Source organism: Sandarakinorhabdus sp., from assembly GCF_040398645.1.
Taxonomy (GTDB): Bacteria; Pseudomonadota; Alphaproteobacteria; order Sphingomonadales; family Sphingomonadaceae; genus Sandarakinorhabdus.
On sequence record NZ_JBBATR010000063.1, the window covers coordinates 1 to 13,776 of the forward strand.

The 13,776-nt window shown below is 64.7% G+C and carries 14 protein-coding genes and 1 pseudogene; 3 read left to right on the plus strand and 12 right to left on the minus strand.

What is annotated here, in order from left to right:
* A pseudogene (locus tag ABWP50_RS11555) lies at positions 1–302 on the minus strand (ribonuclease R); the annotation flags it as partial.
* A 101-nt stretch (positions 303–403) separates the two neighbouring features.
* Between ABWP50_RS11555 and ABWP50_RS11560 the strand changes: the two are divergent.
* Complete coding sequence (locus ABWP50_RS11560) at positions 404–2,224, plus strand: ABCB family ABC transporter ATP-binding protein/permease (RefSeq protein WP_353218151.1); 1,821 nt, start codon at positions 404–406, stop codon at positions 2,222–2,224.
* A gap of 195 nt (positions 2,225–2,419) precedes the next feature.
* Here ABWP50_RS11560 and ABWP50_RS11565 read toward each other — a convergent pair whose 3' ends face one another.
* The 6 genes from ABWP50_RS11565 to ABWP50_RS11590 form a co-directional block, all read right to left on the minus strand.
* Positions 2,420–2,950, minus strand: coding sequence for a fasciclin domain-containing protein (locus ABWP50_RS11565; RefSeq protein ID WP_353218138.1), 531 nt, complete (start codon positions 2,948–2,950; stop codon positions 2,420–2,422).
* Positions 2,951–3,073: 123 nt separating this feature from the next.
* Complete coding sequence (locus ABWP50_RS11570; RefSeq protein WP_353218139.1) at positions 3,074–3,841, minus strand: anti-sigma factor; 768 nt, start codon at positions 3,839–3,841, stop codon at positions 3,074–3,076.
* A complete protein-coding gene (locus tag ABWP50_RS11575; RefSeq protein ID WP_353218140.1) occupies positions 3,838–4,425 on the minus strand; it encodes a sigma-70 family RNA polymerase sigma factor in 588 nt (195 codons plus the stop codon). The genes ABWP50_RS11570 and ABWP50_RS11575 overlap by 4 nt, the downstream gene beginning before the upstream one ends.
* A gap of 5 nt (positions 4,426–4,430) precedes the next feature.
* Positions 4,431–5,183 (minus strand): ABC transporter ATP-binding protein, encoded by a 753-nt coding sequence (locus ABWP50_RS11580; protein WP_353218141.1) that lies wholly within the window; start codon positions 5,181–5,183, stop codon positions 4,431–4,433.
* Complete coding sequence (locus ABWP50_RS11585; protein WP_353218142.1) at positions 5,180–5,956, minus strand: MlaE family ABC transporter permease; 777 nt, start codon at positions 5,954–5,956, stop codon at positions 5,180–5,182. The genes ABWP50_RS11580 and ABWP50_RS11585 overlap by 4 nt, the downstream gene beginning before the upstream one ends.
* Positions 5,953–6,984, minus strand: coding sequence for an alanine racemase (locus ABWP50_RS11590; protein ID WP_353218143.1), 1,032 nt, complete (start codon positions 6,982–6,984; stop codon positions 5,953–5,955). The genes ABWP50_RS11585 and ABWP50_RS11590 overlap by 4 nt, the downstream gene beginning before the upstream one ends.
* An 80-nt stretch (positions 6,985–7,064) precedes the next feature.
* Between ABWP50_RS11590 and ABWP50_RS11595 the strand changes: the two genes are divergently transcribed.
* Positions 7,065–7,301: a hypothetical protein gene (locus ABWP50_RS11595; RefSeq protein ID WP_353218144.1), complete on the plus strand. Its 237-nt coding sequence runs from the start codon at positions 7,065–7,067 to the stop codon at positions 7,299–7,301.
* Here the strand turns inward: ABWP50_RS11595 and ABWP50_RS11600 are convergent, their stop codons facing one another.
* The 5 genes from ABWP50_RS11600 to trmB all read right to left on the minus strand — a co-directional run bounded on the left by ABWP50_RS11600 (position 7,302) and on the right by trmB (position 11,905).
* Positions 7,302–8,237, minus strand: coding sequence for a ribose-phosphate pyrophosphokinase (locus ABWP50_RS11600; protein WP_353218145.1), 936 nt, complete (start codon positions 8,235–8,237; stop codon positions 7,302–7,304).
* Positions 8,238–8,314: 77 nt separating this feature from the next.
* Entirely contained in the window at positions 8,315–8,713 is a 399-nt protein-coding gene (locus ABWP50_RS11605; protein ID WP_353218146.1) for a (deoxy)nucleoside triphosphate pyrophosphohydrolase, read from the minus strand.
* Between the two features lies 1 nt (position 8,714).
* A complete protein-coding gene (locus ABWP50_RS11610) occupies positions 8,715–10,148 on the minus strand; it encodes a M48 family metalloprotease (protein WP_353218147.1) in 1,434 nt (477 codons plus the stop codon).
* Between the two features lie 48 nt (positions 10,149–10,196).
* Positions 10,197–11,147 (minus strand): acetyl-CoA carboxylase carboxyltransferase subunit alpha, encoded by a 951-nt coding sequence (locus ABWP50_RS11615; protein ID WP_353218148.1) that lies wholly within the window; start codon positions 11,145–11,147, stop codon positions 10,197–10,199.
* 56 nt (positions 11,148–11,203) lie between these two features.
* Complete coding sequence (gene trmB / locus ABWP50_RS11620) at positions 11,204–11,905, minus strand: tRNA (guanosine(46)-N7)-methyltransferase TrmB (RefSeq protein ID WP_353218149.1); 702 nt, start codon at positions 11,903–11,905, stop codon at positions 11,204–11,206.
* Positions 11,906–12,085: 180 nt separating this feature from the next.
* On the opposite strand from trmB, the gene ABWP50_RS11625 reads away from it, so the two are divergent.
* Positions 12,086–13,504: an NAD(P)H-dependent flavin oxidoreductase gene (locus tag ABWP50_RS11625; protein WP_353218150.1), complete on the plus strand. Its 1,419-nt coding sequence runs from the start codon at positions 12,086–12,088 to the stop codon at positions 13,502–13,504.
* Positions 13,505–13,776: the final 272 nt, after the last annotated feature.

Sequence of the window (13,776 nt, forward strand, 5' to 3'; positions counted from 1 at the left end):
CGGTCCGGCACGACAATGGCCTGGCCATCGGCAATATCCGCAACCCGGACCACCGTTACCCGCGGAATGCCGCCGCCAACCGCCACGCCCTTGTGCAGATTGCGCCCAGGGCCGGTTTCCAGCTCTCCGGCTTCCATCATCTGCTTGAGCAGGCCCTTCAGGGCGATCTTGTCCTGGGCATGCAGGCCGAATGCCTTGGCAATCTCGCGCTTGCCAACGCTGGTTTTCTGGGTAGCGATGAAATCGAGAATGGCCTGCCGATCGGGCAGGCCGGGCGCGGGGCGGCTCGGCGGTCGGGACATGGGCAGCACCATGGGCGTTTGGCCGCGCGGCGGCAAGTGTGGCGCGATATGCGCCGATGGTGGCCATTGTGCAGGCCGCGCCTGCGGGCCATATGAATGGCATGCAATCCTATGCCGCCGCCGCCAGCCCCCCGCAGGGAGACGCTGATTTCAAGACGCTGCGCCGCTTCCTGCCCTATTTATGGCCGGCAGCGCGCCCGGATCTAAGGGTGCGTGTGGCGAGCGCCATGGTGCTGGTGCTGATGTCCAAGGCGGTGACGCTGGCGATGCCCTATGCGCTCAAGCTCGCGCTGGATGCCATGGCGGCTGATCTGCCTGCCGGCATCGGCATCGCCATGGCACTGGCCGCGTCATATGCGCTGGCGCGCTTTGCCGGCGTGCTGTTCGACAATTTGCGCAACGCGGTGTTCGAAAGCGTCGGGCAAGAGGCCGCACGCCGGCTGTCGCTGGATGTCTTTTCCCACATCCACCAGCTTTCGCTGCGCTTCCACCTTGAACGGCGCACCGGCGCGCTGACACGGCTGATCGAGCGCGGCACCAAAAGCGTCGATACAATGCTGTATTTCCTGCTGTTCAACATCTTCCCGACCGTGATCGAGCTGACAGCGGTGTGCATCTTATTCGGCCGCGGTTTTGGCTGGGAACTGGTGGTGGCCACGTTGATCATGGTCGCCCTGTATATCGTTTACACGCAGCGCATTACCGATTGGCGGGCACAATTGCGCCGCGACATGGTGGAAAGCGATCAACGCGCCACCGCCCGCGCCGTCGATAGCTTGCTGAATTACGAAACGGTCAAATATTTCAACGCCGAAGCGCATGAGAATGAAAATTATGGCCGCGCCATCAAACGATATACCGATGCCGCCACCAAGTCCGCCGTGTCGTTGTCGTGGCTCAACGTCGGCCAGAGCTTCATCACAAATCTGCTGCTTGGCGGCGCGCTGGCCTGGGTGATCTGGGGCTGGAGCAAGGGCCAATTCACCATCGGCGATGTGGCGCTGGTCAATGGCTTGCTGGGCACGCTGTTCCGGCCGCTCGATCTGCTCGGCATGGTGTACCGCGAAATCCGCCAGGGCCTGATCGACATGGACGCCATGTTCCGATTGATCGACACGCAAACCGAAATCGCCGATGCGCCGGATGCGCAGCCGCTACGGGTGAAGGGCGGGCATATCCGCTTTGACGCGGTCAATTTCGGCTATGATCCGCGGCGGCAGATCCTGCACGATGTGGCGTTTGATGTTGCGCCGGGCCGCAAGTTGGCCGTGGTTGGCCATAGCGGCGCCGGCAAATCGACGCTCAGCCGAATCCTGTACCGATTCTACGATATTCAGTCGGGATCGGTGACCATCGATGGCCAGGATCTCCGCGCAGTCACCCAATCCAGCCTGCGCCGCGCCATCGGTATCGTGCCGCAGGACACGGTGCTGTTCAACGACAGCATCCGCTACAACATCGCCTATGGCCGGCCCGGCGCCAGCGAAGCCGAAATCTTCGCCGCTGCACGCGGCGCGGCCATCCATGATTTCATCCTGAGCCTGCCCGATGGCTATGCCACGCAAGTGGGAGAGCGCGGGCTGAAGCTGTCCGGCGGCGAAAAACAGCGTGTCGCCATTGCGCGCACCATCCTTAAAAATCCCGCCGTGCTGATCCTCGATGAAGCCACCAGCGCACTCGATAGCGCCACCGAAGCCAGCATTCAGGACGCGTTGGGCAGCGTTTCGGCCGGGCGCACCACCATCGTGATCGCGCACCGATTGTCCACCATCACCGATGCCGATGAAATCCTGGTGCTGTCCGCCGGACGCATCATCGAACGCGGCCGCCACGAAGCCCTGCTGGCCAGCGGCGGCGCCTACGCCGAAATGTGGGCGCTGCAACAGGCCGAAGCCGAAGCCGAAGTGCTCGCTGCGGAGTGAGGCGGGCAGAGGTGACCCCTGCACCCATTGTTTGATCGCAGCGTCGTTTCGAAGACCGGGAACAAACCAAAACGAAAGTGGTGCAGGGCTCGGCCCTGCCCGCCGTAGGCTATTTGTTTTTTGTCGGATAAAAAAAGGGGCTGATCTTGTGACCAGCCCCCCGATTTGATCGGCAATTCTGTTGTGCAGAATGGCTTACGGCATCACGACCGTGTCGATGACGTGGATGACGCCATTGCTGGTGCCCAGATTGGCGGTGGTCACGTGGCTCATGTGGCCCTTGGCGTCGGTGAGCATCACGGTGTTGCCCATCATCGTTGCGGTCAGCTTGCCGCCCTGCACGGTGGTGACCACGGCCTTGCCGCCGCCTGCCTTGATGGCGGCAACAACATCAGCGGCCATCAACTTGCCGGCGACAACATGGTACGTAAGCACAGCGGCCAGCGTGCCCTTGTTTTCCGGCTTCAGCAGATTGGCGACAGCGCCGGCCGGCAGCTTGGCAAAAGCCGCGTTGGTGGGGGCGAAAACGGTGAACGGACCGGCGCTCTTGAGGGTGGCGACCAGATCAGCGGCCTTCACAGCAGCAACCAGGGTGCTGAAATCAGGGGCGCCGGCAGCGGTATCGACGATGTCCTTGGCAGGCTGAGCATGCACGGCTGGCGCAGCGACCAGACCGGCAGCAGCAACGGCAAACAGGGCAGCACGAAGAGAATTGCGAGAAAACATGGCGGGGCTCCATCTATCCAAAGCGCCGCCGAAGATCAGCGGGCCGGGCAAGTACACGTCATACAGACAAGAAAGCGCATCAGCGAGTGTCGCTGCGACAAAGCGCGCCATTACCGCTGTCAATTATGCTGTCGACAATGCTCCGGTGGCAATAATCGGGCCGGTCGGCGCGCCCGTGGGCGATCCGCCACGCGGCTCAATGGAAATCGCCAGAATCGCGCCTGGCTTCAGCCCGGCCAGGCGCTCACGCGGGATGACATGGCTGCTGCCGGTGGAAATATCGATCACGCCCAGCGACTTGGGTGCGGCATTGCCTTCGATCACCCACAGCTGCGGCACCTTGCCGTCCTGATTGGGCCCTTGCGCCACAGGCGCAAAACGCACCGCGCCATTGGCCGGATCATAGGACGCTGCCAAAAGCGGCTTGCCGTCAGCGTCCGCCAACGTGGCCACCAGCGCCGGGCCGGCTGATACTGGCACAGCCGGCGCTGCCGCAGGCGGCACCGCTACTTGCACCCCACCAGGCAGGGCCACAAACGCGACCACCAATGCTGCCAATATTGGCCCACCGATGCCTACGGCGCGCCACAACGCCAGATTGTGCCACCAGCCGCGCTGCACTGGCGCTAACGCTGCGGTGCGCGGCGCAGGCTGCACATCGGCCGCGATCGCGGCCCACAGGCTTGGCGGCGGCGCAACTGGAGCGATTGATTCGTTCAGCGGGCCAAGCAGCTGCTGCCAGTCGGCAACGGCGCTGCGAAACGCGGGATCGCTGGCCAGCCGCACTTCGGCCGCCTTGCGTTCGCCCCGGGCCAGCGCACCCAGCGCATAATCCATCGCCTGCGCGTCAAGATCGGCATCTGGGCCTGATGGCGGCGGTGTCGTGCTCATGCCTCGCTGCTTTCCAGCTGCCCGCGCATGCGCAGCAGCCCGCGGCGCACCCAGCTTTTGAGCGTGCCGACCGGTACGGCCTCACGCGCCGCCAGTTCCTCGTAGGTCACGCCCTCAAAGTAGCAGGCGCGAATCGCCGCAGCGTGGCGTGGCTCCAGCGTTGCCAACGATGTTTCCAATCGGCGGGCGTTCTGGCTGGCAACCAGCCCGCTGTCGGGCAGCGGGCCATCGTCGGCCAGATCATACGCTGCCTCGACCGGCACATGCGCGCGCGGCGGGCGGGCGCGCAGCCGATCGATGGCGCGGTTGCGCGCTATCGTCGCCACCCACGTGATGGGGCTGGCGCGCGCCGGATCAAACGTGGCTGCCTTGCGCCACACGGACACATAAACCTCCTGCAATACATCTTCGGCTTCCTGCCGCTCAGTCACTATACGCAGCACGACGCCAAATAGTTTTGCACTGGTCTTGTCATAAAATTGCTGGAATGCATTCGCATCGCCCGCAGCCACCTGCGCCAGCAGCAAGGCAAGCGCATCGGCGCCGCTGCTGCGCGCCGGAAACGGGCCGGGGCGATCCGACATTGGCATCACGCGGCCACAACACCGATCGGGCCATCGGCACTACCACTGACAAACTGGCGCACATAATCGTTGCCGCTGTTGTCCAATGCCGCAAGCGGCTCATGCCAGATGATGGTTCCCTCGTGGAGCATGGCAACCCTGTCGGCGATTACGCGCGCGCTGGCAATATCGTGCGTTATGGTGATCGCCGTTATCTTCAGCTCCTGCACCAGCGTGCGAATCAGGCCGTTGATGCGCGCCGCGCTGATCGGATCGAGCCCGGTGGTCGGTTCATCAAAAAACAGGATCGGCGGCCGCGCGGCGATGGCGCGGGCCAGCGCCACCCGCTTTAGCATGCCGCCCGACAATTGCGCCGGCCGCAGATCGGCGACATCGCTGGCCAGCCCGACCCGCGCCAGATTGTCGATGGCCGCCGCGCGCCGGTTGGCGGCGCTGCCGTCAAGGGCAAAGCTGACATTGCGCCACACGCTAAGTGAATCGAACAGGGCGCCGCCCTGAAACAACATGCCGATGCGGGTGCGGTGCGCCGCCAACGCCGCGCCGCGCAGGCCGGACACTTCGCCGCCGTCCACCCGGATCGATCCGGCATCAATGGCAATCAGCCCGAGCAGGCATTTGAGCAGCACCGATTTGCCCGTGCCCGATCCGCCGATGATCACCAGGCTTGTCCCCGGCTGCACCACCAGATCGACACCGGCCAGCACCTGACGGCTGCCAAACCGCTTGGCCACGCCGGTCAGTTGGATTTTGGCGGTCATGAGCCGAACACGATCACGGTGATGATCAGATTGGACAGCAGGATCAGGATGAAGCTGGACACCACGGCATTGGTGGTCGCGCGGCCAACACCCGCCGCGCCGCCGCCGCTGTGATAGCCGTGGTAACAGCCCATCAGGGCGATGAAAAAGCCGAAAACCGCCGCCTTGACGAGGCTGGAGACGACATCATCCACCTGCAGATAGCGGGCGGTGGTGGCCAGATATTGTGCACTATTAAAGCCCAGCCGCTGCGTGGCCAGCAGCCAGCCGCCCATCACGCCCAGCGCATTTGATACCAGCACCAGCGCCGGCATTACCAGCACCGCCGCCAGCAAGCGCGGCCCGACCAGCCAGCGGAACGGATCGGTGCGCAGCGTGACCAGCGCGTCGATCTGCTCGGTCACGCGCATCGTGCCCAGTTCGGCGGCCATCGCCGACGCCACCCGCCCGGCCACCATCAGGCCGCCCAGCACCGGCCCCAATTCGCGCACCACGCCGATCACGGTCACCGCCGGCACCGTGGCGGCGGCGTTGAAGCGGCTGCCGCCAATGAAAATCTGCTGCGCCAGCGCCGATCCCGTGAAAATCGCCGTCAAGCCGACCACCGGCAACGACAGCCAGCCGATGATCAGCATCTGCTGCGCCAATTGGCCCGGATACCACGGCGGCCGCAGCATGGCGGCCAGCGCGGTGGCGGCAAACCGCGTCAAGCGGCCAACCGAAGCAAAGCCAGCCAGCACAGGCGCACCAATGGCAACCAGCAACCCGATCATGCCCACATCCGATCAAAACGTTGGCCTAGCGCCACCAGCAATTCATAACTGGTGCGGCCCGATGCTGCCGCCATCGCTTCGGGATCGAACGGCACCTCCAGCCAATCGCCTTCGGACAGGCCAGATGCGTCCGTGATATCAAAGCTGGACAAATCCATCGACACACGCCCCGCCGCCGAGCAGCTCACACGATTGTCCCTTAGGCCAGCCAGCGCCCAGCCGGCATTGGACAGTCCGCGCGCGTAGCCATCGGCGTAGCCCAGCGCCACTGTCGCAATGCGGCTGGGCCGCGCCGCCACAAATGTGGCGGCATAGCCTACCGATGCACCCACCGGCACATCGCGGATTTGCAGGATGCGCGCTGCCATGCTGGCCACCGACCGTGATGGCCGGCCATCCGGCAACAAACCGCCGCCAAACAGACCGATGCCTGGCCGCACCAGATCGAAATGATAGGCCCTGCCCAGCGCCACGCCGGCCGAATTGGCCAGCGCGCGCGACTGCGCCGGAATCGTCGATGCTGCCGCAACAAAACCCGCAAGCTGCGCGGCGTTCATGGCGTGGCCGGGTTGATCGGCGCAGGCAAGGTGGCTGTGCAGCACGCTGATCTCGATACTGGCCAGCGCATCGGCCGCTTCGTCAGGCGCCAGGCCCAGCCGGTTCATGCCGGTATCGATCATGGCCTGGGCTGGCCGGCCGGTTTGCCGCCACAGCGCCGCTTGGCCCGCAGTCATCAACACCGGCTGCGCCGGCAACAGCAGCGCCGCCGGCAATTCGGCCGCCGTCACGCCGTGCAGCACCGAAATCGTCACGCCATCAGGCAGCGGCAGCAGCGGCGGCACCTCGTGCCAGTGCGCCACATAAAACTGCTGGCAGCCCGCCGCGGCCAGCCGCAGCAACACAGCGCGGGCGCCAAGGCCATAGCCATCGGCCTTGATCGCAGCGCCGCACGCCGCCGGACCAACGGCAGCGGCAAAATCACGCCAGTTGGCAACCAGGGCGCCGCTGTCCAGCAGCAGCTGGGCCATTGGAGGGGGCTTCACGTCCACAATCACGATTAGCCAGCTTGTTCATGGCCGCGCAAGCCATTGCCGGCTATATCACAGGGATGAACAGCAAAATCGTCCCGCTTGCCGCCGCAGCCGTCCTGCTTGTCGCCATTGGCACTGCCTTGGTGATCGCCCCGGCCAATGCCCAGCCGCAGCCGCGCCCCGATACCGAATTTTGCGCAAAGATCCGCGCCACCGATCCGGGCGGCATCTGTTCGCCCAAGGGCGAATATGTGACGCCCGAAAAAGTCTATCTACCCGACGGCCGCATCATCAACCGGTCCACCGGCGACTGATCAATCAAATAGCGACGAAACTGAGCTTTCGTCGGCGGTGCGGCGCATGGCCTCGGCAAGCAGCGGCGCAATCGTGATCACGCGCACCCGGCCCGATGCCCGCACCGCAGGCGTGGCCGCAATCGAATCGGTAACCACCAATTCCGACAGCGCCGACCGATCAACGCGCGCCACCGCGCCGCCCGACAGCACGCCGTGGCTGACATAGGCCGTCACACCTGACGCGCCGGCTTCGATCAGCGCGGCGGCAGCGTTGCACAAGGTGCCGGCCGAATCGACGATATCATCCACCAAAATGCACATGCGGCCGCGCACATCGCCGATGATGTTCATCACTTCGGATTCGCCCGGACGTTCGCGGCGCTTGTCCACGATGGCCAGCGGCGCATTGCCCAGCCGGCGGGCCAGCGCGCGGGCACGCACCACGCCGCCAACATCCGGCGACACCACCATCAGATCGCCCGTGTCCATGCGCGCCAATATGTCGGCGGCCATCACCGGCGCACCAAACAGATTGTCGGTGGGGATATCGAAAAAGCCCTGAATCTGCCCGGCGTGCAGATCAAGGCTGAGCACGCGGTCTGCCCCTGCCGTGGTAATCAGATTGGCGACCAGCTTGGCCGAAATCGGCGTGCGTGACCCTGATTTTCGGTCTTGCCGCGCATAGCCGAAATAGGGGATCACCGCCGTGATGCGCCGCGCCGATGCGCGCTTCAGGGCATCGATGCAGATCAGCAATTCCATCAGATTGTCATTGGCCGGCGCTGCTGTGGGCTGCACCACGAACACATCTTCGCCGCGCACATTTTCGTGGATTTCCACAAAGATCTCTTCATCGGCAAAGCGCCGCACCGATGCGTGCGTCAACGGGATATCCAGGTAGGCCGCGATAGCCTTGGCCAGTTCAGGATTGCCATTGCCGGCCAGGATTTTCATGTCGCACTACCCCATTGCCGACGCTGCGCCCGGGCAATAGCCGCCCTGTCACACAGGTGCAACCTTGCCGCAGCGCCTTATTGCCCCAAAGCCTGCGCCAAGGCAGCGATCAAGGGCACATCGGCTGGCGGCATGGGCAGCGCGGCCATGGCCGCTGGCAGTTCCCAGCGCAGGCTCTGGCCGTCGCGCCCCTCTGGCCGCCCCTGCCACTGCCGGCACAGATACAGCAGCATCAGCAGGTGAAAATCAGCATAGGCGTGCGAGACAAAGCTGATCGGCTGCAAGGGCCCGGCCGATATGCCCAGTTCCTCCATCAATTCGCGCGCCAGCCCGGCTTCGGGCGCTTCGCCGGGCTCCAGTTTGCCGCCCGGAAATTCCCACAGCCCGGCCAATGATTTGCCGGGAGGCCGCTGCGCCAGCAACACACGGCCATCGCCGGCCACCAGCGCAGCCGCCACCACGGTCAACACCCGCATGTCAGCGCCAGACAACCAGCTTCACCCGGTCCCCGAATTTCAGTTGCGCATCGCCGGCCAGCTGATTGAGGGTGAGGAATCGCGCCACTTGATCGTCGCTGTAGGCCATGCGCGCTGCCAGCGATTGAACGTTGTCCTGCGCCGCCACACGAACCACCTGAATGCGGCGGCTGCGAATGGCGCCGGCCTCTTGCGGGTTCAGCCGGCGCACGCTGGCTGCGACCGGGGCGATGCCGGCGGCCTGGCCCTGCGGCGCGATGGCAATCAACGTGAAGGCCAGTTGCGGCGTCCAGCGATACACCGTCAGCGTGGCATCAACCGGGCCCTGGTTGGTGGCAGCGCGCAGATTGCTGGTCACGGCGTCCAGCCCGTTGATGCGGGTCGTCTGCAATGCCGGCGGCGTGCGCACCCCCAATTCCCGCCAACGCGCCGCCGCCAGGCTGCCCAATTCGGCATTGGTGGCATCGGCCGCCCGCAGATCGAAATTTGCCCCCCCGGGGCCACTGCCGGTCAACGATTGCGCACCGTTGGTCAACGCATAGCCAGCCGGCGCCAGCAGCGCCAACTGAAGCCCGCTGTGCCGAAAGCTGCTGCCCTGCACGACGCCTTCGCCGGGATCATCATCGTAAATCACGCCATCAATGGCGTTCAGGAAGGCATCGCGGTTGTGCGCGCGGCCGCCCGCCCGCGGCAACAGCGCCTGCGCCTCGGTGCGGATACGCGCCACCCGCTCGCCGCTGGCCGGGTGCGTGGACAGCCATTTCGATGGCTCCGCGCCGGCCTGGCCTTTCAGCCGCGCCTCAAGCGCGGTTTGCGCACCAAGCGCGGCCAGACTGTCAACGCTGCCCAGCGGATCGTATCCGGCGTTGGTCAGATAGCGCACACCCAGGCTGTCGGCCTGGCGTTCCTGCTCGCGGCTATAGCCCAGCGTTGTCAGCCCGGCGACCATGCCGGCGCCGCGCCCGACCAGATCAGACCCGGTCACGGCCCCGGCCAGCCCGGCCAGTATATTGGAAAACAACGCGCGGTTCTGGCGTTTCTGGCCATGGCGGGCGGCGACATGCGCCACCTCATGCCCCATGATGAACGCCAGTTCGGCCTCGTCATTCATCAGCGCCAGCAATTGCCGGGTGATGTAGACATAGCCGCCGGGGATGGCGAAGGCATTGTTTACATTGCTGTTGAGCAGCGTGACCGTGTAATCCTGCGCACGGGCACCGCCGCCTGATTGCACGGCGATCTTTCGCCCGACACTGCGCACATAATCGGCCAGTGGCCCGGACATGGCACCGCCGAATTCCTGAAGGATTTGCGGATGCGCCTGCGCGCCGCTGCGGCGCTCGCTATCGGTAAGGCCGGGCGGGGCCTGCGCCATGGCCGGCGCAGCCAGCACAGCAACAAGAAACAGGGAAGGCAGGCGGGGACAGGCGATCATGGCAGGACAATAGCGCGAAGCGACCGCCGTGCGCTACAGCAGAGCGCGTCAGCCCGACCGGCCGATACCAAGATATTTGGCGCGGCGCTGGGCCACCAATTCGGCCCCGGATTTGGCCAGCAGCGGCTGCAATTCGGCCGCTATCGCCATCGCCAGCGAGGCAATCGCCGCCGGCGGATCGCGGTGCGCACCGCCCAGTGGTTCGGCAACGATCGTGTCGATCACGCCCAGCGCCTTGCACTCGGCGGCGGTCACCCGCATGGCTTCGGCGGCATCGGCGGCGCGATTCGCTTCCTTTTCAGCGGTGCGCCACAGGATCGATGCGCAGCCTTCGGGCGAAATCACCGCGTAAACCGCGTGTTCCATCATGATCACCCGGTCAGCCGCAGCGATACCGATGGCGCCGCCAGACATGCCTTCGCCAGTGATCGCGGCAATGATCGGCACGGGCGCTGCCAGAAATGCGGCGGTGGCGCGGGCAATGGCTTCGGCCTGGCCGCGGGCTTCACCGTCCACACCCGGATAGGCGCCGGCGCTGTCCACCAATGTCACCACCGGCACATTGAACCTTGCCGCCAATTCCACCAGGCGTGCGGCCTTGCGATAGCCTTCGGGGCGGCCCATGCCGAAATTATGCTTCACACGGGCGGCAGTATCGCGGCCCTTTTCGTGGCCGATCACCATCACCGGCACATTCTGGCCGCGCAGGCGCCCGATGCCGCCGATGATCGCCGAATCCTCACCAAAGGCGCGGTCGCCGGCCAGCGGCAGGAAATCCTCGACCAGCGCCTTGATCATATCGGAAAAATGCGGCCGCAGCGGGTGGCGCGCCACCAGGGTTTTTTGCCAAGGCGTCAGGCGGGCATAGGTTTCGGCCAGCAGCCGCCGCGCCGCACCTTCGGCGTGGCGCGCACCGGCTTCGTCACCGCCGGCGCGGTAATCCGCGGCGCGCTGGCTGATCTGGGCGATCGGCTTTTCAAAGTCGAGATGCTGGCTCACGGCAACTGGCGTAGGCGAAATGCTGCGCTGCGGTCAATGCCGCAGTGCCACTACACCTACAGGCGCACCCAGCGGAAATACCAGACTTCGTGGCCAAGCCGCCGCGCCTTGGCTTCGTAGCGGGTTTGCGGCCAATCATCGGGGCGCACCTGAAAATCGCCCGGCCCATCGATCAACCAGCGAAAATCGCGGCGCTTGGCCATTTGCATCAAGGCCCAGCGGCAATAGATCGGGTGATCGGTGCCAAAGCGAAATTCGCCGCCCGGTTTCAGCACGGCGGCAATACGATCGATCGGGCCGGGGTTCATGAATCGGCGTTTGGCGTGGCGGGCCTTCGGCCACGGATCGGGATGCAGCAGGAACACGCGCTCGGCGCTGGCGGGCGGCAACCGCTCCAGCACATCCAATGCATCGCCGTGATGGATGCGGATATTGGGCAGGCCATCGTCGCGCACGGCCATCAGCGCGCCGACCACGCCGTCCACAAAGGGCTCCGCACCGATCAGGCCAACGCCGGGATGGGTGGCGGCCTGCGCGGCCATATGTTCGCCCTTGCCAAAGCCGATTTCCACCCACAGCGGGCGATCATCCCCAAACAGGCCAATTGCCGTGAGCGCGCCGGTTGGCGGCACCGCGATGTGCGGCAGCAGATCGGCAAACAGCGCGGCCTGCCCCTGCCGCAAGGCATGGCCCTGCCGCCGGCCATAAAGCCGGCGCAGGGTGGTGGGATCGGACGCGGGCGGATCGATTGCAACCATGCTGCTGGCCATGCCCGATTGCCGGCGCGCCGAAAAGAGGCGCGCATGCTGCGCTGCAATGCATGCGCCGCGCCTGTCCCCGTTGCCGCCCCTGTGGCGGGCGGCTTGCATATGACGCTATTATTGCCGCAAAGGGGACATACACCGGTCGGGTCACCGGAAGCTTCAGAACGGAACGGCATGTTTTCGGGTGTAAAATCATTGGTAATGGGCGGCCGCGAAGTCTGGCCGCTGGTCGAAGGCGGCAAGGGCGTTTCGGCCACCAACCATCAATCGTCCGGTGCATGGGCGCTGGCCGGCGGCGTGGGCACTGTCAGCGCGGTCAATGCCGACAGCTATGACGATGATGGCCAGATCATCCCGCAAATCTACCGATCCGCCACCCGCCGTGATCGCCATGAGGAACTGGTGCATTATGGCATCGAAGGCGGCGTGCAGCAGGTGCAGCGCGCCTATGACATCGCCGCGCCCGAATTGCGCCGCGGTATCGGCGGCCTGAATATCAACATCTTGTGGGAAATGGGCGGGGCGCAGCGCATCCTGCACGGCATCCTCGACCGCACGCGCGGCCTGGTGAACGGCGTGACCTGCGGCGCCGGCATGCCCTACAAACTATCCGAAATCGCCGCCCAATATGGCGTGCATTATTATCCGATCATCAGTTCGGCCCGCGCCTTTCGCGCGCTTTGGAAACGATCCTATTCAAAATCAGCGGAATGGCTGGGCGCCGTGGTCTACGAAGATCCGTGGTTGGCCGGCGGCCACAACGGCCTGTCCAACGCCGAAGACCCGCTCAGCCCCCAAGACCCCTACCCGCGTGTGGCCGATCTGCGCACCACCATGCGGGAGCTTGGCGTGAGCGAATCGGTGCCGATCGTGATGGCCGGCGGCGTGTGGCGGCTGGACGAATGGGCCAACTGGTTTGACAATCCCGAATTGGGCCAGGTGGTGTTCCAGTTCGGCACACGGCCGCTGCTCACCCAGGAAAGCCCGATTCCGCAGGCGTGGAAGCAGAAGCTGCTCAGCTTGAGTGAAGGCGATATCCTGCTGCACAAATTTTCGCCGACCGGCTTTTACTCGTCGGCCATCAAAAACCCCTATTTGCGTGTGCTCGAAGATCGCAGCACCCGGCAGATCGGTTTTTCCACCGCCGCCACCGCCGAACATGCGTTTGCGTTGGATGTCGGCGTTGGCACCAAACGCTATTTTGTCAGCCGTGATGACCTGCTGGCGGCCCGCGATTGGCATGCACAAGGCTTTTCCGAAGCCCTGAAAACCCCCGACGACACGCTGGTGTTCGTGGCACCGGCCGAACGCGCCGTCATCCGCAAGGATCAGGCCGATTGCATGGGCTGCCTGTCGCATTGCGGGTTTTCGGCCTGGACCGACAGCGGCACCAACAGCACCGGGCGGCTGGCCGATCCGCGCAGCTTCTGCATCCAGAAAACCCTGCAGGATATTTCCCACGGCGGCGATCCGGACCAGAATCTGGCGTTTGCCGGCCACAGCGCCTACCGGTTTGCCAGCGATCCGTTTTATTCCAACGGGTTCGTGCCAAGCGTCAAGCAGTTGGTGGAGCGGCTGCGGACCGGGGAGTGAGGTTTTAGTACGGAAGAGGCCTCCGCCCCGGATCAAGTCCGGGGTGACGTGGGCAGGGCCTGAGGCCCTGCACCCACTTTCGTTTTCGGGCGGCTCTGGTGGCGCACCCTGTCCTGATCTGAGAAAGAGCGGCAATTTTCGTGGATGGCCCGCATTTGCGGCATCCTGTGGCATGTGTTGTGCGCCAGTTTTGCCACTTTGGACAAATGCGGCGGGATTGAGCGTTGATTTCATTTGTTGTTTCAATTTTTTCGCATTCGATCTGCGCCAGA